This is a genomic window from Ureibacillus endophyticus (genome assembly GCF_003628435.1).
Classification (GTDB): Bacteria; Bacillota; Bacilli; order Bacillales_A; family Planococcaceae; genus Ureibacillus; species Ureibacillus endophyticus.
On the sequence record NZ_RBZN01000019.1, the window covers coordinates 34,958 to 59,674 of the forward strand.

26 protein-coding genes are annotated in these 24,717 nt (G+C 34.6%); 12 read left to right on the forward strand and 14 right to left on the reverse strand.

Going from position 1 to position 24,717, the window contains the following annotated elements:
- Positions 1–29: 29 nt before the first annotated feature.
- Both D8M03_RS09310 and D8M03_RS09315 read right to left on the reverse strand, forming a co-directional pair.
- Entirely contained in the window at positions 30–380 is a 351-nt protein-coding gene (locus D8M03_RS09310; protein WP_121214497.1) for a hypothetical protein, read from the reverse strand.
- Positions 381–418: 38 nt separating this feature from the next.
- Complete coding sequence (locus D8M03_RS09315; RefSeq protein WP_121214498.1) at positions 419–1,360, reverse strand: oxidoreductase; 942 nt, start codon at positions 1,358–1,360, stop codon at positions 419–421.
- Positions 1,361–1,510: 150 nt separating this feature from the next.
- On the opposite strand from D8M03_RS09315, the gene D8M03_RS09320 reads away from it, so the two are divergent.
- Positions 1,511–2,158, forward strand: a complete 648-nt coding sequence (locus D8M03_RS09320) for a glycoside hydrolase domain-containing protein (RefSeq protein WP_121214499.1) — start codon at positions 1,511–1,513, stop codon at positions 2,156–2,158.
- A gap of 38 nt (positions 2,159–2,196) precedes the next feature.
- Here the strand turns inward: D8M03_RS09320 and D8M03_RS09325 are convergent, their stop codons facing one another.
- Entirely contained in the window at positions 2,197–3,093 is an 897-nt protein-coding gene (locus D8M03_RS09325) for a 3-hydroxyacyl-CoA dehydrogenase (RefSeq protein ID WP_121214500.1), read from the reverse strand.
- Between the two features lie 158 nt (positions 3,094–3,251).
- Here D8M03_RS09325 and D8M03_RS09330 point away from each other — a divergent pair, with 158 nt between their 5' ends.
- The 3 genes from D8M03_RS09330 (at position 3,252) to D8M03_RS09340 (ending at position 4,965) form a co-directional block, all read left to right on the forward strand.
- On the forward strand, positions 3,252–3,800 hold the full coding sequence (locus D8M03_RS09330) for a flavodoxin family protein (RefSeq protein ID WP_121214501.1): 549 nt from the start codon (positions 3,252–3,254) through the stop codon (positions 3,798–3,800).
- A 111-nt stretch (positions 3,801–3,911) separates the two neighbouring features.
- Complete coding sequence (gene tlp / locus D8M03_RS09335) at positions 3,912–4,133, forward strand: small acid-soluble spore protein Tlp (protein ID WP_121214502.1); 222 nt, start codon at positions 3,912–3,914, stop codon at positions 4,131–4,133.
- Between the two features lie 103 nt (positions 4,134–4,236).
- Positions 4,237–4,965 (forward strand): CPBP family glutamic-type intramembrane protease, encoded by a 729-nt coding sequence (locus tag D8M03_RS09340; protein WP_121214503.1) that lies wholly within the window; start codon positions 4,237–4,239, stop codon positions 4,963–4,965.
- Between the two features lie 97 nt (positions 4,966–5,062).
- On the opposite strand, the gene D8M03_RS09345 is transcribed toward D8M03_RS09340, so the two are convergent.
- Positions 5,063–5,671 (reverse strand): TetR/AcrR family transcriptional regulator, encoded by a 609-nt coding sequence (locus D8M03_RS09345; protein WP_170148421.1) that lies wholly within the window; start codon positions 5,669–5,671, stop codon positions 5,063–5,065.
- A gap of 140 nt (positions 5,672–5,811) precedes the next feature.
- On the opposite strand from D8M03_RS09345, the gene D8M03_RS09350 reads away from it, so the two are divergent.
- Both D8M03_RS09350 and D8M03_RS09355 read left to right on the forward strand, forming a co-directional pair.
- Complete coding sequence (locus tag D8M03_RS09350) at positions 5,812–6,636, forward strand: pentapeptide repeat-containing protein (RefSeq protein WP_121214505.1); 825 nt, start codon at positions 5,812–5,814, stop codon at positions 6,634–6,636.
- A gap of 134 nt (positions 6,637–6,770) precedes the next feature.
- Positions 6,771–7,145: a hypothetical protein gene (locus tag D8M03_RS09355; protein WP_147404817.1), complete on the forward strand. Its 375-nt coding sequence runs from the start codon at positions 6,771–6,773 to the stop codon at positions 7,143–7,145.
- 96 nt (positions 7,146–7,241) lie between these two features.
- Here the strand turns inward: D8M03_RS09355 and D8M03_RS09360 are convergent, their stop codons facing one another.
- On the reverse strand, positions 7,242–7,604 hold the full coding sequence (locus D8M03_RS09360; protein ID WP_121214507.1) for a hypothetical protein: 363 nt from the start codon (positions 7,602–7,604) through the stop codon (positions 7,242–7,244).
- Between the two features lie 160 nt (positions 7,605–7,764).
- On the opposite strand from D8M03_RS09360, the gene D8M03_RS09365 reads away from it, so the two are divergent.
- Complete coding sequence (locus D8M03_RS09365) at positions 7,765–8,949, forward strand: serine hydrolase domain-containing protein (protein WP_121214508.1); 1,185 nt, start codon at positions 7,765–7,767, stop codon at positions 8,947–8,949.
- A 36-nt stretch (positions 8,950–8,985) separates the two neighbouring features.
- Here D8M03_RS09365 and D8M03_RS09370 read toward each other — a convergent pair whose 3' ends face one another.
- Positions 8,986–9,276 carry a HesB/YadR/YfhF family protein gene (locus tag D8M03_RS09370; RefSeq protein WP_121214509.1) on the reverse strand — a complete coding sequence of 97 codons (291 nt, stop codon included), beginning with the start codon at positions 9,274–9,276 and terminating at the stop codon, positions 8,986–8,988.
- Between the two features lie 25 nt (positions 9,277–9,301).
- Entirely contained in the window at positions 9,302–9,904 is a 603-nt protein-coding gene (gene plsY, locus D8M03_RS09375) for a glycerol-3-phosphate 1-O-acyltransferase PlsY (protein ID WP_121214510.1), read from the reverse strand.
- A 359-nt stretch (positions 9,905–10,263) separates the two neighbouring features.
- On the opposite strand from plsY, the gene parE reads away from it, so the two are divergent.
- From parE to D8M03_RS09390, 3 genes are all read left to right on the forward strand, one after another.
- Entirely contained in the window at positions 10,264–12,240 is a 1,977-nt protein-coding gene (parE, locus tag D8M03_RS09380) for a DNA topoisomerase IV subunit B (RefSeq protein WP_121214511.1), read from the forward strand.
- Positions 12,237–14,678 (forward strand): DNA topoisomerase IV subunit A, encoded by a 2,442-nt coding sequence (gene parC / locus D8M03_RS09385; RefSeq protein ID WP_121214512.1) that lies wholly within the window; start codon positions 12,237–12,239, stop codon positions 14,676–14,678. Before parE ends, parC begins: the two co-directional genes overlap by 4 nt.
- Before the next feature lie 127 nt (positions 14,679–14,805).
- Positions 14,806–15,693, forward strand: coding sequence for a DMT family transporter (locus D8M03_RS09390; RefSeq protein WP_121214513.1), 888 nt, complete (start codon positions 14,806–14,808; stop codon positions 15,691–15,693).
- A gap of 27 nt (positions 15,694–15,720) precedes the next feature.
- Here D8M03_RS09390 and D8M03_RS17700 read toward each other — a convergent pair whose 3' ends face one another.
- The 5 genes from D8M03_RS17700 to D8M03_RS09410 all read right to left on the reverse strand — a co-directional run bounded on the left by D8M03_RS17700 (position 15,721) and on the right by D8M03_RS09410 (position 20,233).
- Positions 15,721–15,894 carry a hypothetical protein gene (locus D8M03_RS17700; RefSeq protein ID WP_170148422.1) on the reverse strand — a complete coding sequence of 58 codons (174 nt, stop codon included), beginning with the start codon at positions 15,892–15,894 and terminating at the stop codon, positions 15,721–15,723.
- An 87-nt stretch (positions 15,895–15,981) separates the two neighbouring features.
- Positions 15,982–17,526 carry a solute symporter family protein gene (locus D8M03_RS09395; protein WP_121214514.1) on the reverse strand — a complete coding sequence of 515 codons (1,545 nt, stop codon included), beginning with the start codon at positions 17,524–17,526 and terminating at the stop codon, positions 15,982–15,984.
- Entirely contained in the window at positions 17,523–17,849 is a 327-nt protein-coding gene (locus D8M03_RS09400; RefSeq protein ID WP_121214515.1) for a DUF485 domain-containing protein, read from the reverse strand. Before D8M03_RS09400 ends, D8M03_RS09395 begins: the two co-directional genes overlap by 4 nt.
- 453 nt (positions 17,850–18,302) lie before the next feature.
- Complete coding sequence (locus tag D8M03_RS09405) at positions 18,303–19,856, reverse strand: solute symporter family protein (RefSeq protein WP_121214516.1); 1,554 nt, start codon at positions 19,854–19,856, stop codon at positions 18,303–18,305.
- On the reverse strand, positions 19,856–20,233 hold the full coding sequence (locus tag D8M03_RS09410; RefSeq protein WP_121214517.1) for a DUF485 domain-containing protein: 378 nt from the start codon (positions 20,231–20,233) through the stop codon (positions 19,856–19,858). The genes D8M03_RS09405 and D8M03_RS09410 overlap by 1 nt, the downstream gene beginning before the upstream one ends.
- Before the next feature lie 913 nt (positions 20,234–21,146).
- On the opposite strand from D8M03_RS09410, the gene D8M03_RS09415 reads away from it, so the two are divergent.
- Positions 21,147–21,368, forward strand: coding sequence for a hypothetical protein (locus D8M03_RS09415; protein WP_121214518.1), 222 nt, complete (start codon positions 21,147–21,149; stop codon positions 21,366–21,368).
- 69 nt (positions 21,369–21,437) lie between these two features.
- On the opposite strand, the gene D8M03_RS09420 is transcribed toward D8M03_RS09415, so the two are convergent.
- Positions 21,438–21,773, reverse strand: coding sequence for an LAGLIDADG family homing endonuclease (locus D8M03_RS09420; RefSeq protein ID WP_121214519.1), 336 nt, complete (start codon positions 21,771–21,773; stop codon positions 21,438–21,440).
- 312 nt (positions 21,774–22,085) lie between these two features.
- On the opposite strand from D8M03_RS09420, the gene D8M03_RS09425 reads away from it, so the two are divergent.
- On the forward strand, positions 22,086–23,771 hold the full coding sequence (locus D8M03_RS09425; protein ID WP_170148423.1) for a methyl-accepting chemotaxis protein: 1,686 nt from the start codon (positions 22,086–22,088) through the stop codon (positions 23,769–23,771).
- A gap of 18 nt (positions 23,772–23,789) precedes the next feature.
- Here D8M03_RS09425 and D8M03_RS09430 read toward each other — a convergent pair whose 3' ends face one another.
- Positions 23,790–24,494 carry a DUF421 domain-containing protein gene (locus D8M03_RS09430; RefSeq protein WP_121214521.1) on the reverse strand — a complete coding sequence of 235 codons (705 nt, stop codon included), beginning with the start codon at positions 24,492–24,494 and terminating at the stop codon, positions 23,790–23,792.
- Positions 24,495–24,717: the final 223 nt, after the last annotated feature.

The window sequence follows — 24,717 nt, forward strand, 5'->3', positions numbered from 1 at the left end:
CAAAAACCGTGTAAGTAACTCACAGCTACTTACACGGTTTTTTCGATTTCTTCAATCGCTAGTTCCATTGATGTTATTCTTCTTTCTAAAAGAGTTTTTTGTGGACTACCTTCTTTTGATTTCTCATAAATCGATTGTATAGAAGGCAATAAACCAATGAGTGTGTTGCGAGCTTCTTCTAAATCTTTCGAGTTATATGGATGAGGTTGATTATTCCATGCCTTCTCTAAAACTGCTAAACCAATATGAAAAGCATTAAGTCTTTTCTTAATTAAAGTCGTATTTGCTTTCTTTTCCGTCATTTGTTTCAATGCTTTTTCCGTTTTTTTTATAGTTGATTGGAAGGATTTGATTGATTCTTGTTTGATTTCAGTCTCCATAAATTGTGTAATCCTTTCTATTTAACTAGAATCTTATTTTATAACACTTTTTGTTCATTTTTAAATTTATAAGTTACCCCAGTTAACGTTTCTGAGATTTTCCATAGATTACTTGCTACGTGCTCATTGTAAAGTTCATCGATTATTTCTAATTCTGTTGGAGCCCCTTTACTTCCTCCACGACCATCTGGACCAATATATTCTCCGCCTCGGATGTTTGGACTTGTTGCTGCATACAAAATCGGATAAGCACCTGTTTCAGCACCTTGCCCAACAAATTTAACCGATGCACGTGTCAATTTTCTCTTTAATTTATTCGAACCTCGAGCAAATAATTTTGTTTGGGAAATTCCTGGATGACACACAATGCTTTTCGTTTCCATGTTATGCAATCGAAAACGATATTGTAGCTCTTTAGCAAACAACATACAAGCGAGTTTACTTTCTCCATAATATTTTATCGGTTTCATACGCTTCGATCCTTTAAAATTATGGAACTCCGGTTTAATTTTATGGGCAATTAAAGAACCTACTGAAACAACCCGTGAATTAGGCGTTTTAATTAAAAGGTCCAATAATAAGCCCGTCAACGCAAAGTGACCAAGATAATTAATACCCATTTGAGATTCAAATCCATCTTTTGTTTGTTGATACGATGAAGCCATAATCCCTGCGTTATTAATCAAAATGGAAAGGGAATTATATCTTGCTTTAAATTGATGTACAAATTCACGAATGCTCGATAAATCATTCATATCTAATTGCATGGCATGACATTTTGCTTCAGGGACTACTGCCTTAATTTTATCAATTGCTTCAAGTCCTTTATTCAAATTACGTACAGCAAGAACAACAATCGCATTTTTTTCCGCTAGGGCTAAACATGTTTCATAGCCTAAACCACTATTTGCACCCGTTACAAGTACTACTTTACCGGTCAAATCACCAATGTCGTTTTTCGTCCATCCTTTGCTCATCATTTATCACACACTCCTTAACCGTTTCATATAAATAGATGGAGATTTGAAAAATTAGGTCACATGTCTAGTAAACATTATATGTTTAAAAATCTACGGTGATTAGACTTGTCAGATTTCATCAACAAAATTTAATAGAAAAGAGGTACGCAAATGGTTCATTATCATTGGGGTGTAGACTCTTCTCAAAACGTAACACAACAGTTGTATAATGCTGTTCGCCAAACATATGGTAAACCGGATTTTTGGGGAAGATACTTAACAAGGGTAGAGGGTGCATCTGAAGGGTTAACGAATGATGAAATTCGACTGATTCTTCAAAATGGAACTAAACTTATGCCCATTTATAATGATTTCAAAAGGGCTGTTGGAGAAAATCATGCAAAAGTTGTAGCGATGAATGCAGCTTATCAAGCAAAGCGTTTAGGCATTAAGATGGGCGCACCGATTTTTGCATACATCGATCGCTCCATAGAAGTTGATAGTGATTGGATTCGAGGATATGTAGATTATTTATACAATACGAATTACAAACCAGGATTCTACTATTATCCGTCAGAAGGTAAATTTGTAGAATCTTATTGTGAGGCCATAGAGCGAGATAAAAGGGTAGCTAATCAATCAATCTTATGGAGTGCAGAACCTGAAGTTGGACTCACTACAGCTAAGGATGCACCACCATTTAAGCCAATTGAGCCAAATTGTGATGCAAATGTTTGGGCTTGGCAATATGGAAGGGATACAGAAAATCTCCATATCAATACAAACTTAATTGATCCTCGTATTTTAGATATGCTCTAATTAAAAATTAGGGCGGTGTATTTGCCGCCCAGATCATCTTAATCAGCTAAAAAATCATGTTCTAAATATTTTGGATTTGGATAAGAGTAAAATCCTTCATTTGTTCCTGTGCCTAGTTTTCCTTTATCGATATACTCAGATTTTAAATAGTCGGCAACTTTTTTCGATTGTTCATTTCCAGCTTGTCCTTTCGCGTAAACAATATTATATGCCGTATTGATTCCGACCACATCTAAAATAGCAAATGGCCCTTTCGGAGAACCTGTCGCAATCATCCAAGTTTTATCAATCGTTTCTGCATCAGCAACTCCATTTACTAATAACATTTGTGCAGCTTCTAAAAATGGTACTAATAAAGAATTTAAAATGTATCCAGGTTGTTCTTTCTGTAATGGTAAGGCTACCATGCCAATTGCCCTTGCAAAATCAATAATTGCCTCAAATACAGCTGGGTCTGTATTTGGGTGCTTCATTATTTCTGCTGTATTATTTACCCAGATTTCATTTGCAAAATGAAGCGCTAAAAACTTCTCAGGTCTTCCCGTTGCATCCGCAAACTGACTTGGAAGTAATGTCGATGAATTCGTTGCAAATATTGTTTTTTCCGGTGCGACTTGTGCTAACTGTTGATAAAATTTCGTCTTAATGTCCACCAACTCTGGGACTGCTTCAATGACTAAATCAGCATCATTTACTGCGTCTGCCAAATCGGTGTAAAAAGAGATACGATTATAAGCAGATTCTAATGCTTCTTCACTCGCACCTAAATCCTGCTTATAACGTTCTTTTAATTTCAACATACGTTCTTTTGCATTGGCAATGGCTTCTTCATTAATATCATAAACAGATACTTTAAATTCTTTATAAGCTGTTTGAAATGCGATTTGACTTCCTAACACACCACTTCCAGCCACAGTTACATTTTGAAACGTCATCTGAGATCTCCTCGTTTCTAATATTTGAACAACTTACATAATTGCTCAATTTTTATCATATACATGCATAAATTTTTTAATCATTTGGACATAAAAGCGGTACAATTGTTTTAATAGAGCTTCATTTTGAATAACCTATTAACAAAGGAGCGATTCTAATGTCCATAGTGGTAATTTACGGTAGTACTCGAGAAAATGGCAATACAGAGATGTTAACGGAGCAAGTGATTAAAGATTTACCAGTTGAAAAAATCTACTTAAGACATCATAAGATTCTTCCGATTGTAGACGAACGACATTCAGAAAAGGGCTTTCAGGAAGTAGAGGATGATTATAATCAAATCATTGAGCGAGTTATGAAACATGATATTTTCATTTTTGCAACTCCAATCTATTGGTATAGCATGTCGGGAACGATGAAATTATTTATCGATCGTTGGTCACAAACTTTACGCGATCAAAACTTTCCAAATTTCCGAGCTGATATGGCAAAGAAAAAAGCATATGTCATTGCAGTAGGAGGAGATAATCCCTACATAAAAGGTCTTACGTTAATTCAACAATTCCAATATATTTTTAACTTCTTCAATACATCCTTTGAAGGGTATTTAATTGGTCGTGCAAGTAAACCAGGGGAAATCCCACAAGACAAAAAAGCCTTCGTATCCGCTGAACAATTACGAAATATTTTAAAGGAACAGATTTAAGGAGAGGAATTTTAACAATTCTTCTCCTTTTTATTTGAAGTTTTATAAAGTATAACGAACGTAAATAAAAAACAAACTAAAGCGAGAACAAGTATAACGGAGGAAGAGCAAATGGCAAAACCAGATAATAGACATAACAATGTGGAACGATTACAGGAAATGGTGGAGAATACCGAACATAAACTCCATGAAGCTGAGATTAGTATGGAATTTGCGGAAGCAGAAGAGCGTGAACGATTAAAACAAAAAAATGAACGAAGAAGAAACTCCATAGCAGCGATGAAAGAGGAAATACGAGATGAAATGCAAGCACGAAAAAATGGGGAAATCTAAGACTGCTTTTTTTTGCAGTCTTTTTTATTTAGTAATTGAAAACTAACGTTCGTTAGCATAATATATAACTAACGAACGTTAGTACAATTGAAAAGGGGATATTATGGGGAATAAAGCTATATTATTATCGTTAACAATGAGGACTATATTTTTCCTTATCTTTGGGCTTGTTATAATATCGGTATTAGAGTTAACAGGGGCTACAAATGCAATGAAAGAGGCAGAAAAGTGGTGGCCATATCAAGCAATTCTAGCCAACATAGCAAGCTTTATTGTTTTAAGGTATTTTCTGAAACGTGAAGGTAAATCGTATAATAGTATTTTACATTTTAAGAAAAAGAAGTTTGGTAAAGACATCCTAAAAGGACTATTATATCTGTTAATTAGTTTTCCTTTCGCTGCAATCGGATTATATGGCGTGGCGTATTTAGTGTTTGGAACAATGCAACCTCCAACGAATATGATGCAAGCTATTCCTCTGGGCGCAGCCGTTATTGCATTAATCTTATTCCCACTAAGTAATGCATTAGTGGAGCTACCAACTTATTTTGGCTATGCCTTTCCGAGAATTGAGAAAAAATGGGGAAGTGTTGCATTAGCAATAGTGTTACCAGCACTATTTCTTTCACTTCAACATGGGCCACTGCCGATTGTATTAGGTGGAGACTATATGACTTGGAGATTGTTAGCGTTTATTCCGTTAGCATTTGTTGTTGCTTTTTTATTCCATAAAACAAGAAACATAACGCCTCTACTTATCGCACATTTCGTTATGGATCTTCAAATGGTGATGTATGTATTATTAGCTGCTTTAGGGATATCATTAGCGTAGGGGCTGCTTGAAACAGCACCATTTGACTCTACATTAGGAATAAGATTTTTTTAGAAAGAAAAGGGTGTCCAAAAAGTTTTCACTTTTTGGACACCTGCTATTTTATTGTTACTATTTCTAAAAAGAAATCTATATGATTATCTAATCTTGTCTCTACCTCACTTGTATCTTTACCATCAAATTTTAATATTGTATATTCCGTAAGTAGGGAAAATACCGGATACTGATACTCGATTGCCAAAGTTTTTGGATTATAAGGTCGTATTTTGTTTAAGTCAATCAACTTTTGGAAAACAATTTCTAAGAAATGAATCGTAGTCTTAAATAAATCTTCTAAAATGACTTCACGTGCAAGAGGCGATCGAAACTGTTCAATTTGCAAAATTCGCCACATTTTTACTCGGTTTTCATCTTCCATAAACTGTTTAAAATTTCGATGACCCGCTTTCAAAAATTCTTCAACAGTACTTTTTTGTAAGATGGCATCTAACATCTCAATTGGTGGCAACGTTTTGGAAAAATCGCTTCGAAAATAAGTTAATATTGATTCTAAAATTTCGTCTTTATTTGCGAAGTGGTTATACAATGAACTCTCTTTAATACCAACTTCTCTTGTAATTTCACGAATCGATACACCACTGAAGCCTTTTTTAGAAAATAAATCAAGTGCTGTATAAAATATTTTTTCTTTCGTATTTAGTGTCATCACAATTGCCTCCTTACATCTCATTATACGCTAACGTTCGTTAGTTTTAAATTTAAATTACTATATAATATAAAATTCCTTGTAATTTTATTGCTCATGAAATAAATTAGCATAGAAGCAAATATAAAGGACGAGAAAAATTGACAAATAAACTATTAAAAAATCAACGGACTAACGTTTATAAAGCAGATTGTGAAAATTGTTTCGGCTTGTGTTGTGTTGCATTGCCATATGCCAAGTCTGCCGATTTTGCAGTAGATAAAGACGGTGGCACTCCATGTAAAAACTTAGATGAACATTTTCGTTGTCGTATTCATAGTGATTTGAGAAACAAAGGCTTTAAAGGATGTACGGTTTATGAATGCTTCGGAGCTGGTCAACAAGTTTCTCAAAATACGTTTAATGGCCAAGATTGGCGCAAACATCCACAAATTGCAGACGAAATGTTTAACGTATTTCCTAAAATGCAACAATTATTCGAAATGTTATATTATTTACAAGAAGGTCTCAATTTAGAAATAACTCAACCATTACATAATGAAATATTAAAAGTGAAGGAAGAAGTTGAGGCACTGACGGAGCTTAGTCCAAATTCCGTCCTTGAATTAAACATTCCCCAACATAGAATGAAAGTTTCAATCGTTCTTGAGAAAATCAGTTCAATCGTCCGGGGAAACGAAAAAACACAACTCAAGAAAACAGGTAATCTATTTGGTACAAATTTAAAAGGCAAAAAATTAAAAGGGACGAATTTTAGAGGTTCATTATTAATAGCAACAAACTTAAGTAACGCAGATTTGCAAAACTGTGACTTTTTAGGTGCAGACCTTCGAGATGCTGACTTAAGCAATGCAAACTTGTCGGGCAGTATATTCCTTACTCAGGCACAAGTAAATGCGGCCATTGGAAATAAACAAACAAAATTACCACAGCACTTAAACATTCCCCAACATTGGCTGAAATAATGGGAAATTTTAATTCCCTGGAAAATAGTGCGATTTAGACACAAAGCGCCATGTATGTACTCTTTGGGGAAAAATGATAAAATAATGTCGATAAAAATAAATTAATAGAAACATTTTTCGGAAGGGTTGTAAGATTGATGGAACCAAAAGAATTGATAGTTCAACAAGCAAAAAATGTACTAGATAGTGCAAAAGAGTTAAGAGCAATTGCACATAAAAGTGGGAAAAAACGCGGATCATATATTCAACGATATACTGCCAACAAACATTCCCTACAAATCCATACGAATATGGATCCTTCGATTCGAGATTCTGAGGAAATGCAAAACCTATTAAAAAACTTGCAATCATTTGATGCTGAATTTAATTCGGCACGTTATGATTTTGAAGGCGAAGTAAACATCGATCAGGTTGAAACGATTTACCCTGAAATTGTTAACGCCTATAACGCCCTTATTACAGCACTGGACTTACCAAATGAAGCTGTAAATATTAAAAAATATAAATAATAATTCCTGCTGCCAAAGAGACATTCTTTGGCAGTTTTTTTTCATGTTACATTTTCCATTTTTCAAACGACTTATACTCCATCTTCGTTCCAGGTTTTAATTCCTTTTCACAAATAATTTGATATGTTTCAACCCATGGACTTGAAACGCCCGTAACCCAATGACTTTCCTCGAAACTCTTCTTAACTCTGGCTTTTTCCTTTTCAGTAAGGATTGCATATTGCAACCGCCATTTCTCAATTTTACAGCCTTTGCAAAAGTTTGAACTGCTTCTTCCGCCGTAGTTGGCATCACACTTAACTCCAGCATTTCTAATCGTACTTGAAGTGAAGATTTTTGAATTTGTTGTTGAATCTCACTCGCCTCTACATTTTTGAAGGGTTGATCTGCAAGTTGAACAAAACCTACCGTTAATATTACTAAAGCTAGGGCAGTACCTAGAATTGCTCTTTTAAACATTTTTATTTCCTTCTAATAAGTAGTTGGTTCGACGGGGCCCTTTGTCTTTCCATAAATAAAAACGGATAAGGAATAAAAATGTAACATCCACTAAAAAAATATTTTCTTTAATTGGAAAAATGCAACAAATCTATCATAATAACGTTAGAGAATGTAAGTAGTGAAAGGAGGAATTTTTCTGAAAAACAAAGCTCTAAAAATACTTTTGATATTTTTACTTGCTTTTACAGTAATAACCATTGCTGTCATCTTTACAAATGTAGATTTTTCCAATCCTACTAAATTAGAGGAATATGTAAACACCAAACTTGAAAAGGCAAATGTGAAAGGTGCATCGATTGCCATCATAAAAGATAATAAAATTGAAAAAACAATAAATTACGGGTATGCCAACGAAAAATTGGAAGTGAATGATGAAACATTATTTCAAATTGCACCACTCTCAAAGGTTGTTACCGCAACTGCCGTTATGAAGTTAGTTGAAGATGGTTTAATTAATTTAGATGAAAATGTGAATAACTATTTACCATTCAAATTGATAAACCCTAAATATCCAAAAAAAGCCATTACCATTCGTATGTTGTTGAATCATACATCAAGTATTAAAGATAATTGGAACGTGTTGGACGAGCTCTATACCATTAAAAAGGGTGGGGGAGATTCTGACATCACCTTAGAACAATTTGCAAAAGGCTACCTTAAAGAAGGTGGAGAATGGTATTCAAAAGAAAAAAACTTCACCAAAAACAAACCTGGTGAAAAATTTGAATATAGTAATGTGGGCTACGGATTATTAGGCTATATCGTAGAAAATGTGACGAAAATGCCCTTTGAGAAATATGTGAAAGAAACAATTTTCAAACCGCTAAAAATGAGAAAAACTGAATGGTTGCACCAAAATATCGAAACAGATAATATTGCTTCACCCTATGAATATGGAAAAGAAATACCACAATATTCATTCCCAACCTATCCAGCTGGAGCGTTAAAAACAAACATCCTCGATTTTGCTAAGTTTTTAACGAGCATGTCAATAGAAGAAACTGAAACCAACATTCTTCAAGCTGAAACAATAGGAGAAATGCTAAAACCACAATTAAATAAAGGAAAGCAAGCATTAGGATGGAGCTATTCAACTTTGGACGAATTATACCTGAAAAAATTAAATAACGGCAAAATCATCGGACACAGTGGTTCAAACCCTGGATTCTTTTCTCTCGGCTTGTACAATCGGGAAAAGGGGAATGGATTAATTATCTTTATGAACAAGGAAGTAGAACGTGAAGTGAGTTCGATTAACCTCTACATGATGATTAAACGATTGGTGAAAGAAGCTAATTTATAAAAAAAATCGGGAAGCCTATTAAGCTCCCCGATTTTTTTACTTAGTATATTCATATTTCAACTCATCTAAAGTTGAATCTACTTTTACATGTAAATCATGCTCATTGAAAAACCATAAATCATCGTTTTCAATATAAAAATGAATACCATCTTCAACAGTTTCTACTCCGATATCATGCGGTTCCTCACGATTCATGCCTAGCGAAAATGCTTCATGAAATGGGGAAGAACCTCCATATCGTGCATAAAAACGAATGTAATCGCCTTTTGTAGCTTCCATCTCTTTTTTAAACCAATCTAGTGCATCATTTGTTATAATTAGTTTCAATTTAAAGACATCCCTTCAGACGATTTTATATCCATTTTACTTTCGGTTCAGTACCTTCTTTTATACGTTGAATATTTGCACGGTGACGGTAGAAAATAAATCCAGCTAAAATTAATACTAAAATTAATAGCGCATAATCACCTGTGACAAACATGTAAATAATACAATAAATCACGGCAATAACAGAAACAATCATTGAAGACAAACTAACCATTTTCGTTATTTTTAACGAAATGAAAAATCCGACAATTAATAGGATAAATAAAGGCCACGCATACCCTAACAATACGCCACCAGACGTTGCAACTGCTTTACCACCACGGAAGCCTGCAAATAGCGGAAACATATGACCTACTACTGCGATCGCACCCAAAATTAATGGATGAATTGATGCATCCCCAAAGAAGGGCAGTAGTGGAAGTAGCGTTGCTGCTGTTCCTTTTAAAATATCTAATAATGTTACAACAATTCCTGCTTTTTTACCTAGAACACGAAAAGAGTTTGTCCCACCTAAGTTTCCACTTCCATGTTCTCGAATATCTGTATTATAGAAGATTTTGCCGATCCATAATCCAGATGGAATTGACCCAATTACATAAGCACAAATTATTATAATTGCATTAATCATATTTAGTTCCTTTCTAATACTAATAAATGTAATAACAGTTTACTCTTTTTTGAACATGTTCGAAAGAGTATTTTCATCGTAAACGAAAATCGTTACATTTATCATACTAAATAATTTTTCAAAGAAAGTGAATGAACTTGAAGGAAAAAGTGAAAATTATCATGAATAAAAGAACTATGATATATTATAATTTACTGATATGTAAATAAATGAAAATAGGAAGTTTGTTTTGAAACTTGAATTTTCTCTGTTACAATATAAAAGCTTGTTCTTATGCGAAATATTGACAGAAGAACCTATAAACAGTACGATTAATAGAAATAGAGAACGGATGTTTGTATTTTTGGAGGGGATTTGATTTGGCAATAAATCAACAAGGGATCGCATATAATGACGATGCCATTCAAGTATTAGAAGGATTAGAAGCTGTTCGTAAAAGACCAGGGATGTATATTGGTTCCACAGACAGCCGTGGCCTTCACCATCTAGTTTATGAAATTGTCGATAACGCGGTGGATGAAGCTCTTGCTGGATTTGGTTCTCATATCATTGTAAAAATTCATGAAGATAATTCAATCAGTGTTCGTGATTTCGGACGAGGTATGCCAACTGGTATGCATAAAATGGGGAAACCAACACCTGAAGTCATTTTTACCATTCTTCATGCTGGAGGTAAATTTGGACAAGGTGGCTATAAAACAAGTGGAGGACTTCACGGGGTAGGTTCTTCCGTTGTTAATGCTCTATCCGAATTTTTAGAAGTAACGATTCATCGTGACGGACAAATCTTCCGTCAACGTTTTGAACACGGTGGTAAACCAGCCACTACCTTAGAAGTAATCGGTACAACAAAAGAAACTGGTACACAAGTTCACTTCCTTCCAGATAAAGAAATATTCTCTAGTACAAAATATAACTACGAAACTTTAGCAGAACGTTTACGTGAATCTGCTTTCCTACTTAAAGGGTTAAAAATTGAACTAATCGATGAGCGTGGAGAAGGGCAATCGGATGTATTCCACTATGAAAATGGAATTGAAGCTTTCGTTGCTTATTTAAACGAAGAAAAAGATGTCATTCATCCAGTTAAATATGTCGAGGGCAATCAAGATGAAATCGAAGTAGAATTCGCCTTTCAATTTAATGATGGATATACAGAAACAATTCTTTCCTTTGTAAACAATGTGCGTACTCGTGATGGTGGTACTCATGAAACCGGTGCCAAATCAGCAATGACGCGTGTTTTCAATGAATATGCACGAAAAGTTGGTCTTTTAAAGGAAAAGGACAAAAACTTAGAGGGTACAGATATTCGTGAAGGCTTATCTGCCATCGTATCAGTTCGTATTCCTGAGCACTTATTGCAATTTGAAGGGCAAACAAAAGGGAAACTTGGTACTACGGAAGCGCGTTATGCTGTAGAAGCAGTTGTTTCTGAACAATTGTTATATGTTTTAGAAGAAAATGCTGATCTTTCCGCTTCTTTAGTTCGTAAAGCCATCCGAGCACAATCTGCACGTGAAGCAGCACGAAAAGCCCGTGAAGATGCACGAAATGGGAAAAAGAAGAAATCTAGCACATTACTATCAGGAAAGTTGACACCTGCACAATCTCGAAATGCTGCTAAAAATGAACTCTATCTTGTGGAAGGTGACTCTGCGGGCGGTTCTGCAAAGCAAGGCCGTGACAGAACATTCCAAGCCATTTTGCCATTACGTGGTAAAGTTATTAACACAGAAAAAGCAAAACTATCCGACATTATGAAAAATGAAGAGATTGCTACAATTATCCATACAATTGGGGCAGGCGTAGGACCAGAATTTGCCGTTGAAGATGCAGCATACGATAAAATCATCATTATGACCGATGCAGATACAGACGGTGCCCATATTCAAGTGCTATTACTAACTTTCTTCTATAAATATATGCGTCCATTAATCGATGCAGGGAAAGTTTATATTGCATTGCCGCCACTTTATAAAATTTCAAAAGGGACAGGCAAAAAAGAAATCATCGAATACGCATGGACAGAAAAAGAATTACAAGCTGCCATTAAAAAAGTTGGTAAAGGCTACATGATTCAACGTTATAAAGGTTTAGGGGAAATGAACGCAGACCAACTATGGGAAACAACCATGAACCCTGAAACTCGTACTCTTATCCGCGTTACAATTGATGATGGTGCCCGTGCAGAGCGACGTGTCACTACATTAATGGGGGATAAAGTAGAACCTCGCCGTAAGTGGATTGAGTCAAACGTTGATTTTGGTATGGAGGATGATTTGAATATTTTAGAAAGCGAATTCATCCAACATGAGGAGGAATTAGAAGTATGACGTCAGCGGAAGTATTTCAAGAATTACCACTAGAAGAAGTCATGGGTGATCGGTTCGGTCGTTATAGTAAATATATTATTCAAGACCGCGCTTTACCTGACGCCCGCGATGGACTAAAACCTGTACAACGCCGTATACTATACGCTATGTTTAACGATGGAAATACTAATGACAAACCATTCCGAAAATCCGCAAAAACGGTCGGAAACGTAATTGGTAATTTCCATCCACATGGTGACTCATCCGTATATGATGCAATGGTCCGTCTAAGTCAAGATTGGAAAATGCGTCATATGTTAATTGAAATGCACGGAAATAACGGTTCTGTCGATGGAGACCCACCTGCAGCAATGCGTTATACAGAAGCTAGACTATCATCCATTGCTGCTGAAATGTTACGGGATATCACAAAGAGAACTGTAGATTTCGTACCAAACTTTGACGATCAAGATATTGAACCAACTGTATTGCCATCACGATTCCCGAATCTTTTAGTCAATGGTTCTACTGGGATTTCTGCTGGTTATGCAACAGATATTCCACCACATAATTTAACAGAAGCACTCGATGCGGTACTAATGCGCCTTGATAATAGTAACTGTACGGTCGATGAATTAATGACTGTATTAAAAGGTCCTGATTTCCCAACAGGTGGAATTATTCAAGGCATTGATGGAATTAAGAAAGCTTACGAAACAGGTAAGGGTAAAATTATCGTTCGTGCGAAGGCTGAAATAGAGCCAATTAAAGGCGGTAAAGAACAAATCGTCATCACTGAACTTCCATTTGAAGTGAATAAAGCAAATCTAGTGAAAAAAATAGATGAGCAGCGTGTTGACAAACGTTTAGAAGGCATTGCTGACATTCGCGATGAATCCGACCGAACTGGACTAAGAATCGTCATTGAACTAAAAAAAGACGTTCAAGCACAAGGCATTTTAAACTATTTATATAAATCAACTGAACTACAAGTTAATTACAATTTTAATATGATTGCCATTCACAACAGACGCCCGACAATGATGACGTTACCATTATTGTTAGACTCTTATATTGCCCACCAGAAGGATGTCGTAACGAAACGTTCTAAATATGACCTTCAAAAGGCAAATGATCGTTTACATATCGTTGAAGGGTTAATGAAGGCAATCTCCATTTTAGATGAAGTGATTGCTACAATTCGCGCTTCAAAAAATAAAAGCGATGCAAAACAAAATATCGAAACTCAATTCGGATTTACTGAAATCCAATCAGAAGCTATCGTAAGCTTACAACTTTACCGTTTAACGAATACGGATATTACTGAACTGAAAGCTGAAAAAGAAGAGCTAGAAAAATCTATTGCAAAATTAAGTGATATTCTAGCGAATGAAAAACAGCTAATAAAAGTTATTAAATCCGAATTAGCTGATATCCGTAAAAGATTTGCCGAACCAAGACGTTCAGTTATTGAAGCAGAAATAGAAGAGATTAAATTAACATTAGATGTGTTGGTACCAAGTGAGGAAGTGGTTGTTACTGTAACTAAAGATGGTTATGTAAAACGTACAAGCACTCGTTCTCATGCTGCCTCAAATGGTCAAGATTTCGCAATGAAGGAATCAGACTATCTATTATTTGAGCAAACATTGAATACGCAACACTTTATCCTTTTGTTCACTAATAAAGGAAACTATATTTACCAACCGGTCCATGAACTACCAGATATACGTTGGAAAGATCTCGGACAACATATTTCAAGTATTGTGCCGATTGATAAAGATGAAGAAATCATCGAAGTCATTGGTGTAGAAAAGTTTGACCAAGACAATCTATTTATCTTAACTGCAACAAAAGAAGGGCAAATTAAACGTTCGAAACTATCCGATTATGCTGTAACAAGATATTCAAAACCAATTCGAACAATGAACCTTAAAGATAATGACGAAATGGTTCATGCAAGCTTAATTAATGCAGATACAGATAAAGAACTGCTGTTAACAAGTTATTTAAGTTATAGTATTCGTTTCGATCTTGAAGAGCTCCCAGTAACGGGTGTGAAAACCGGTGGCGTAAAAGGAATGAACCTTAAAGAAGGAGATTCCCTAGCAGTCGTCAATGCATTAGTAACCGGGGAAGAAGATGTGATTGTTGTTACACATCGAGGAGCCATTAAGCGAATGAATCTCTCTGAAATTGAAAAAAGTAGCCGTGCGAAACGAGGAGTTGTCATCTTAAAAGAATTAAAATCAAATCCTCATCGCATTTACACGGTAAAAGTCGTTACTCCAAATGACACAGTTCTGTTAGAAACAGAAAAACGGGTACAAGAACAGGTGAGAGTAGCAGATCTATCAAAAGCAGATCGATACTCAAACGGTTCATTAAAAATTGACATTACAAATGATGGCAATTTATCTGTTGTTAAAATTATTTCAAGTTCAAATAACGAATCTTAAAAAGTCAACGCAAGAATTATGGGCAGCCCATATATTCTTGCGTTTTTCACATTGTTTGAATCTAGCTTTTGTTATAATATATTCATATTACAATATATTGGAAAGTTTACATCATAGGGAGGGGCATATGGTTATACAAGATCGAACAAAGGGGATAATTCTTGTCCTCACTGCCGCATTATTTTGGGGGATTTCTGGTACGGTTTCACAATATTTATTCCAAGGCTTACATATCAGTACAGAGTGGCTAACAACTGTTCGATTACTAAGTGCTGGCCTCCTATTATTAATAATCGCCTATAAGAAGGAAGGCAAGCGAATTTTTGATATTTGGACTACCAAAGCTGATATTGTGGGTATCGTCATTTTTGGCGTTGTTGGGATGATTGGTGTTCAATATACTTACCTTGCTGCGATTACTCACGGAAACGCTGCTACTGCCACAGTATTACAATATTTAGGGCCTGCCTTGGTTACTGGATATTATGTTCTTAAAGCAAAACGTCTACCAAATAAAAAAGAAGTGTTCGCTATAATTCTAGCTTTAGTTGGAACCTTTTTACTGGTAACACACGGCAACATCCAAACGTTATCGATTTCAAAAGCAGCATTCATCTGGGGTATCATTTCAGCATTTGGCTTAGCCTTCTATACTATACAGCCAATACCTTTACTAAGACGCTGGGGAGCTTTAATTGTTGTGGGATGGGGAATGGTTATTGGTGGATTTGTGTTCAGTTTTGTACACGCTCCATGGCAATTTGAAGGGGAATGGTATTGGACAACAAACTTTGCCTTTTTATTTGTTGTATTATGTGGGACGGTCCTTTCATTTTATAGCTATCTAGAAAGCTTGAAATATCTAACTGCATCGGAAACGAGCTTACTAGCATGTGCTGAGCCTCTGTCAGCAGCTATCACAGCTGTTATTTTCCTTGGGGTAGCGTTCAGTTGGATCGATTGGATTGGAACACTATTCATTTTAGGGACGATATTAATTTTATCACGTAAATAGAGAACAAAACCGAAAAAGCAATTCCTACTAATCAAGGAATTGCTTTTTATATTTCTTATCCATTTTCTCTAAAGCTTCTAATTTTGTTTTCGTTTTACGTTCATGGGTACTAAAACTCACACTGCCTCTAGAAAGTGTGACATCTTTTCCATGTTGTCTTAATAGCTTCAATCGTTTTTTCTTCGCGTTTGAATTACTCATAACATCACCCAATACTTATATTAATTGTAAAAAGGGAAGGGGAAAAGTAAAAACCTCGAGTTGTGATAACTCGAGGTTAATGTTTTATTAGTGAGAAACGTCTTGTACTGAGATACCAGTTTGAGCTTTAACTTCAACTTCACGGTATTTCGCTTCGTTCGTTTCTTTAGAAAGGATAGTACCTAACCAACCACCGATGAATCCAAGTGGAACTGAGATAATTGCTGGGTTAGTTAACATGATTAATGGGTCACCAACAAAGATCGCTTTACCAGCTTCTGGATTCCAAACGTTTGGAGATACTGCTACTAAAATTAATGCTGAAATTAGACCAGTTAACATTGCTGTGATAGCACCAGCAGTATTGAAGCGTTTCCAATAAATTGTGTAGATAATTACTGGTAAGTTTGAAGAAGCTGCAATACAGAATGCTAATGATACTAAGAATGCAACGTTTAATGTTTGAGCACCTAATGCTAATAGGATAGAAACTACTGCGATGATGATAGAACCAACACGTGCAGCAACAACTTGCTCTTTTGGACTAATTTTACCTTTTTTAATGATTTCGCCGTAAATGTCATGTGATAGGGCAGATGCACCAGAAAGTACAAGACCCGCTACTACGGCTAAGATTGTCGCGAATGCAACGGCACAAACGAATGAGAATAAGATGTCTCCACCTAAAGCCTCTGCAAGTAATGGAGCAGCCATGTTACCAGCAGGGTTAGCAGCTACGATTGTTTCTTTACCTACGAATGCAGCAGCACCGAATCCTAAGAAGATAGTCAATACGTAGAATAAACCTACAATCCAAGTAGCCCAGATAACTGATGAACGAGCAGTTTGCGCGTCTTTTACTGTGAAGAAACGCATTAAGATGTGTGGTAATCCGGCTGTCCCTAATACTAATGCGATTAACATTGAGATAGTATCAATACCATTAGTATATTTTAATCCTGGATTTAAGTAAGCTTCACCAGCATCAGTTGCTGTTGTCATTTCAGAGAACATTGTTAGAATGTTGAAATTGAATTTTGCTAATACTAAGAATGAAATAATTACTGTACCTAACATTAATAAACAAGCTTTAATAATTTGTACCCAAGATGTTGCAGTCATACCACCGAATAATACGTAGATTGTCATCATGAAACCTACAAGTAAAACCGCAATCCAGTAATCGATACCTAATAATAATTGAATAAGTGCGCCTGCACCAACAAGTTGTGCGATCATGTAGAATAAAACGATTACAATTGTACTTAAAGCAGCTGTACCACGAACTTTTTTCGCATCGAAACGAGCGTTAATCATGTCAGCTAATGTAAACTTACCAAGGTTACGTAATGGCTCAGCAACGATATATAATACCACTAAATAAGCAACTAAGTATCCGATAGAGAAGAAGAAACCGTCAAATCCAGTTAATGCGATTGACCCTGCAATACCTAAGAATGATGCCGCAGATAAGTAGTCACCTGAAATAGCTAGTCCGTTTTGCCAACCTTTTAATCCACCGCCAGCAGTGTAGAAATCACTTGCAGTACTTGTTCTTTTAGAAGCCCACCAAGTAATTACTAGAGTTAAACCAACAATCGCTAAGAACATTACAACAGCTGTTACACTCATTTGCTAGCACCTCTTTCGTACTCATCGATAATCGCTTTTGCATCTTTATCGTAAGAGTTAGCTTTTGATACATAAAGGTGAGCAAGCCCCCAAGTCATGATGAATAGTCCTGCAGCGTAGAACCATACCCATGTAATATCCCCAACAGCCTTTTGATGTAAAATTTGCGTGTAAGATGTTAGTACTGGTAATAACATATACGCCGCTAGGAAGATCACTGTCATCGTCCATAAAAACGAATTTTTCTTTTTCGTTAAGGCTTTGAACGATGCCATTTCAGCGATTTTGTCATAATCAATATTCTGTTTTTGATTATTCGCCATAAACATACCCCCGTTTGTGTTTATTTTTACTGCTTCATGTTCGTAAAATTCTATTTAATAGATTTTACAATTTTCATTCTATTTAATAGTTCACAGAATTGCAATAGTTTTTTATAAAATTATCTAAAAAAAATTCTAGAATTTTTGAATTTTACGAGAAAATTTATTACAGGTTATAGAAAAATAACGAATGTTCAATAATTACATGTACCTATAAACGTTGATTTAGAGCCTTTTTTCTAACTCTTGACAAACTATTTAAGTGCACAAACGAGAAAAAAAGGTATTTTTCGATAGATAAAATTTGTTAATCATTACCACAATAACAATGGTGAAAAAGAAATATTAAAAATAAAAAAAACATAGAAAGAGAGATTAAAATAATAATTTTTATTAAAAAAGAGAAGTCTAAACTAAATTAGACTTCTCTTAAAAACTATAAATATTCTATTTTTAGTGTGAAACATCTGACACAGAAACGCCAGTATTTGCTTTTACACGAATCTCTTGATAGATTTCTTTTGATTTTTTAGATTCCACTTTATGTTGAGTAAGAACCGTACCTAAGTAACCAGCAATAAATCCTAATGGAATTGTAATAATCGCAGGAACTGATAATTTTACTAATGGCTCACCAACAAAAATAGCAGCACCTTCAACTGGATTCCAAACGTTTGGACCCATTGCACCTAATACTAAACAAGAAACTAATCCTGTAACGATAGCAGCAACCGCTCCGTTTGAATTGAATTTCTTCCAATAGATTGTGTATAGAATAACAGGCAGGTTTGCAGATGCACCAATACAGAATGCAAAAGAAACTAAGAATGAAACATTTAGACTTTGAGCAAATAAAGCTAAAATAATCGAAACAATTGCAATAGAAATAGAACCAATTCGAGCAGCCATTACTTGTTGCTTTTCTGTTAATTTACCATCGTTTAAAATTTCTCCATAAATATCATGAGAAATTGCAGAAGCTCCAGTTAATACTAAACCAGAAACTACCGCTAAAATCGTAGCGAATGCAACTGCACAAATAAATGATAATAGAATATTTCCACCTAAAAATTCAGCTAAAAGTGGGGCAGCAGTGTTACCCGCAGCATTTTCTAATTTAATTGCATCGATTCCAACAAAATTCATCGCACCGAAACCTAGGAAAATAGTTAAAGAGAAGAAGATTGCAGTAATCCATGTAGTCCAAGAAATAGAAGCACGTGCTGTTTTTGCATCTTTAACTGTAAAGAATCGCATTAAAATATGCGGTAAACCAGAAGTTCCTAATACAAGAGCCATCATCATTGAAACAGAATCAATTGAAGATGTGTACTTCATTCCAGGAACTAAGAATTGATCACCATGTTCAGCTGAAATAGTATCAAACATTTTCATTAAACTAAAATCAAATTTCGAGAAAACTAAAAATGCAAGAAGGGTAGTACCAAATAATAAAAGTGCAGCTTTAATAATTTGTACCCACGATGTAGCAGTCATACCACCAAATAATACGTAAGTCGTCATCATTACACCAACAATTAATACAGCCATCCAATAGTCAATACCAAATAATAATTTGATTAGAGCACCTGCACCTACTAATTGTGCAATCATATAAAGAATAACAATAATAATCGTACCTGTTGCAGCAACCCCACGTATACGCTTTTCATTAAAACGAGCAGTTAACATATCTGCCAACGTATAACGTCCTAAATTTCTCATTGGTTCAGCAATAATATATAGAAGAACTAAATTAGCAACAACATAACCAACAGAGAAGAAGAACCCATCAAACCCTGTTAGTGCGATTGCGCCAGATACTCCCAAAAATGCCGCCGCTGATAAATAATCCCCAGCAATGGCAAATCCATTTTGCCAACCTTTCAGTCCGCCACCTGCTGTATAAAAGTCACTTGCAGATGAAGTTCTTTTAGCAGCAATATAAGTAACGATTAATGTTAATCCAACAATCCCTAAGAAAAATCCAATAGTTACTAAATTCATTACCTACCACCATCTCTTTCATATTCAGCTAATACTTCAGCTGCCATTTTATCGAACTTTGGCGCCATTTTTGTATAAAGCATACATAACACAACTGTCATAATAAATAGGGCAGCAGAGTATACCCATACTCCGGTAATGTTACCGATCCACTTCTGTTGTAATACAGGAGTAAACGCTAAGATTGGTAATAGGATATATAACGTTAAGAATGCAGCTGTAACGCCAAACAAGAAGGTGTTCTTCTTCTTAACGAATCCATTAAATGATTCCATTTGATTGATCTTAGAGTAGTTAATGTCCTTAATTTTAACATTATTTACTGCTGGTTTTGCTTCTTTTTCTACTGGTTTGTTTAAAGTTCCCACATTCGCCATAAAATTTCCCCCTTATGAAATATTATTCTACTTTAAGCGTTTTATTTCTTTGCCACCCCCGTTATAAATCCATATTGTAGAGGAGAGTGTTATATAATTCAATACTATTTTTTCAAAAAAATCCCTTGACAAAAAATTTAGATAATTAATTAGAGCCTAGAATTATCAAGGCTTAAGGAGAAAAAAACTACATAAAAGAGAAAGGAATTCAAACCAATAATTACATTTTTAAAATAATAATAACAAAAATAATACTTAAAGTAGAAAATATAAATCAACTTTTAGAAATATAATGAATCGTTTATCTGAGGCGATTATTACCAATTTTATTTAGTTATCCGAACTAATTGTTATAGTACACAGGGAAAAGATAATTTTTTGATATAAAAGAAAATTTAAAATTTTTAGTATGAATTTTAAATTTTTCATTAATAAATAGTAATATAAGGAAATTTAAGATGGATCTGATAAAGGTGAACTCGAATAAAAGAAGCTGAAATTGAAGATTGAAATAGAAAAATTGGATAAAAATTAGAATCTATTTTATGGATTAATCCAAGGTGAATTTGTGAATGGCAGCAAATTGAATAAAACGACTAGAAATTGAATTGAAATTATAACTTAGATAAAAATTATAAATTCCAGTTACAAAAATATAGCTTAAGTTAAGTTTGGAGAATTGAAATCAAGATTTTAAAATGTAAGATGAATTAGTTGAGATTATGTAATATTCAATTGAATCAAATTAAATTGCATTAGATTTATTGGATTTTTTGTTTCCGTCTCACTATCATAAGTATACTTATAGAATGAGATTTAACTTCGTATAATTTATATTATGTAAACTAAAAATTTTAAAACTTAAAGTGTGTATATCCCCTCTAAGTTTCTTTAATAAGGTTAATCTTCCACTTTGGAACAATATCATAAAACATTCCCTGGTCGTGAAGATTTATGGGTCGACCGCGCACTATCACATTTACCACAACTTCAAATCTATGCACATGCTTTAGAAGTTGCAAGTGAAAAACCGGTTTTAGAAGCATGGATCCATATGCCGATTGTTGGGAGTATGGTGAAGTTTAATCAAACTGATTTAGTAATAACGGATGAAAGTTTATATTCGATGTCTTAAAAAAACAACCTCGTAAGCAATGTTTACGGGGTTGTTTTTTGACATAGCCGCCATGTTTATTTTTTGTTTTTATGAAGTTAGTTGTATATTTAGTAACAGCAACTGTACGGTTCTAGTTTTCCCCATAGGAGCTAACACATAATCAGCATCCATATATTTTGCAATCACTTGTAAAATTCTTTCATCCTTTTGCGCAAAGTGAATGGAATGTGTTGTTCCACTAACTGTACCATCTGTTACAAACAAGCCTAGAATCCAAGCCATTACATGAGACAAGACCTTAAAAAAGTTTTCATTTACTTTATGTTTTCTAGGTTGACCACTATATTGTTTATGTTTTAAAGTAACATTATTTTTCTTCAAAACATTATAAATAGCACGATCAGATAACTCAGTATACTCCATGATTTCCTAGTAAGGCTTTCCACTTTTATATAAATGAATAATTATCTCATCTGTTATCCCCTTTTTTCTCGGCATATAATATCCCCCAATTGGTTTTACTAGATGGCGAAATTTTCTAATTAACTCAATTATACAAACATTTGTTCTCGATTTCAATAATTCAACAAAAAACGATATTTACCATTCTAATCTTTTAAAAATAAGTTAACTAAATTTTAATATAAATATAAAAAAACTATTAAAGTCCTAGCTATCTTGCCGAAGTATATTATGTATATTTTACTAAAAAAGTTTTTGAAAGGAATAAACAAATTGTCTATTAAGAAAAAATTATTGACAAGTTTCGGTACTATTATCGTAATTCTTGTCGCACTTGCATCATTTGCTGTAATTCAGATGTCAAATATAGATAAGAATTATAGTAATTTAATCGACGATGATGTTCATAAAGTGATTGAAGCATCGAAAATTCAAAATGCCGTTTCATTACAAGGATTATATATTCGTTCATATGTGCTGCGAAAAGATTCAACTGATATAGATAATCTATCAGTACAACGAGAAATAGTAACACAAACCTTGAGTGAAATCGAACCACTTTTTAAAACAGAAGATATGCAGTATGAAATTGGAAACATAAAGGAACAACAAGCATTGTATAGCGGATATGTGGATACAATTATCGAATACGTTAAAAACGATCAAATTGACAAAGCACAAAATATGCTTTTTGTTTTTGCTGTTCCAACAAATAAATCGATTCAACAATCAATCAACAACATTGTCGATTACCAAAAAGAACGAATGAATCAAATTAGTGACGATACTAAAGATAGTACATCTTTCAGTAAAACCCTTGTTGTTATCATCTCTATTGTTGGTGCATTTTTAGCCATTATTTTATCACTGTTCATCATTAGAAATATTACAATACCATTGAATCGTTTAACAGAAGCTGCAAACGTTATTGCTTCAGGCAATTTGAAAGAAAACGATATTGAAGTTAAAACGAAAGACGAGATATTCGATCTTGCCCAGGCTTTTAATACAATGAAATCAAATTTATCAAAACTAATTAGCAGTGTGTCCCTGAATGTTTCTAATACAACTGCCGTTGCTGAACAATTAGCTGCTAGTACGGACGAAGTAATGGTAGCCACAGAAGAAATTGAAGAACGTATGCAACAACTTGCTTCAGGAGGGTCACAAGCAGCACTAACTGGAAACGACTGTGCCATTGCAACTGATGAGACTGCTCATGCGGTTTCACGAATTGCGGAAGCAGCTCAGAACTTGCTTACACAAGCTGTTGATATGCAGTCATTAGCTACTGAAGGTGGTCAAACACTGCAAACTGCTGAACAACAAATGTCTATTATTCAACAGTCATCACATGAAACAAGAGAAAGAATTCAACAGTTAAGTGTACAATCCGCGGAAATCGAAAATATTACAAAAGTCATTACAGATATTACAGATCAAACGAACCTACTTGCATTAAATGCTGCGATTGAAGCTGCTCGAGCTGGTGAACACGGAAAAGGTTTTGCTGTTGTGGCTGATGAAGTTCGTAAACTCGCGGAAGAATCAAAAAATTCTGCTTCAAAAATTGTTGATTTAACTTCTTTAATTCAAAAAGATACGAAAAAAGTAGAAGAAAGTGTAAATCTGACTGTGCAAAATGTTGATCGTGGCGTTGATTATCTACACAATGCTCAATCATCATTTAATAAAATTTTCGGTTCAATCACTGAAATGACATCTCAAATCCAAGAAGTATCAGCCTCTTCGGAAGAAATTTCTGCAAGCACTGAGGAAGTTTCAGCTTCGGTTAATGAAATGGCACAAGCTGCAAAAAATACAGCAGACCAATCTAACCATGTTCTTGCATCTGTAGAAGAACAAACAGCTACAATGGTTGAAATTAACTCTGTAGCAAAATCATTAAGCGAAGATGCATTGGCAATTCAAGAAGAAATCAATAAATTTAATGTTTAAGTATAAAGGCGTTGAGAGTTAGTTCTCAACGCCTTTGTTATCATCTTCATATAAATCAACATACAAATTTCCATTCGAATCTACTTGTGCAAGAAAGACATCCTGCAACGAATGGGCTCCGTGTTTCTGTATTTCCTTCATTAGCCATTTTCTTGAATGGCCTAAAATCTTCATATTTTTACTCAATAAATGCCCATCTACCACTAAGAGCGTTGGGGCATGCTCAAGTTTTACTTTCATTCCAAGTAGACGTGGCGTGATTGCTTCGAGATCTGTTTTTTTCATGACACTCAGTTCCCCATTTGTTTCTAATATTGCAATTTCTACATCGTCCACTTTAAATACCCCTTTTTCCCTAAGTAACATCATTAACTCTTCAATCGCGATATGATTTTTCCTAAGACTCTCTTCTAAAACTTCCCCTTTTTTCACTAAAATCATGGCCCTACCATCTGTTAAATGTAAAAATTTTCGCGATTTCAAACCAAAGTAACCTACTGCAACCGGAATTAGCCCCCAAACGCCTAATGCAGCGACATAATTTGAAATTTCAATATCTGTATCAAAAGACATGGATGCTGCAATGGAACCAACTGTAATCCCAACGACATAATCAAAAAGCGTTAGATGAGATAGCTGTTTTTTTCCCATAATCCTAGTCAACACTAACAAAACAGTAAAAGCTAAAAATGAACGAACTAACACAACAATAACATCAGACACAAAAATTCCTCCATAATGGTTGGAATTAAATAGTACTAAATATTATTTGATTAACTAGGAATAACTATGCAAATGAGTCTATCTAAAATTTATGGTCCTTTGTCAATTGTTGGGGTAAGAAATGAGAGGACAAGAAAACTTGGATATTTGATATACTATTCTGCCATCCATTTCTTCTGAAGCGTAGCGAAGAAGGAATGGATGGCAGAACGCGCGCGTTCAT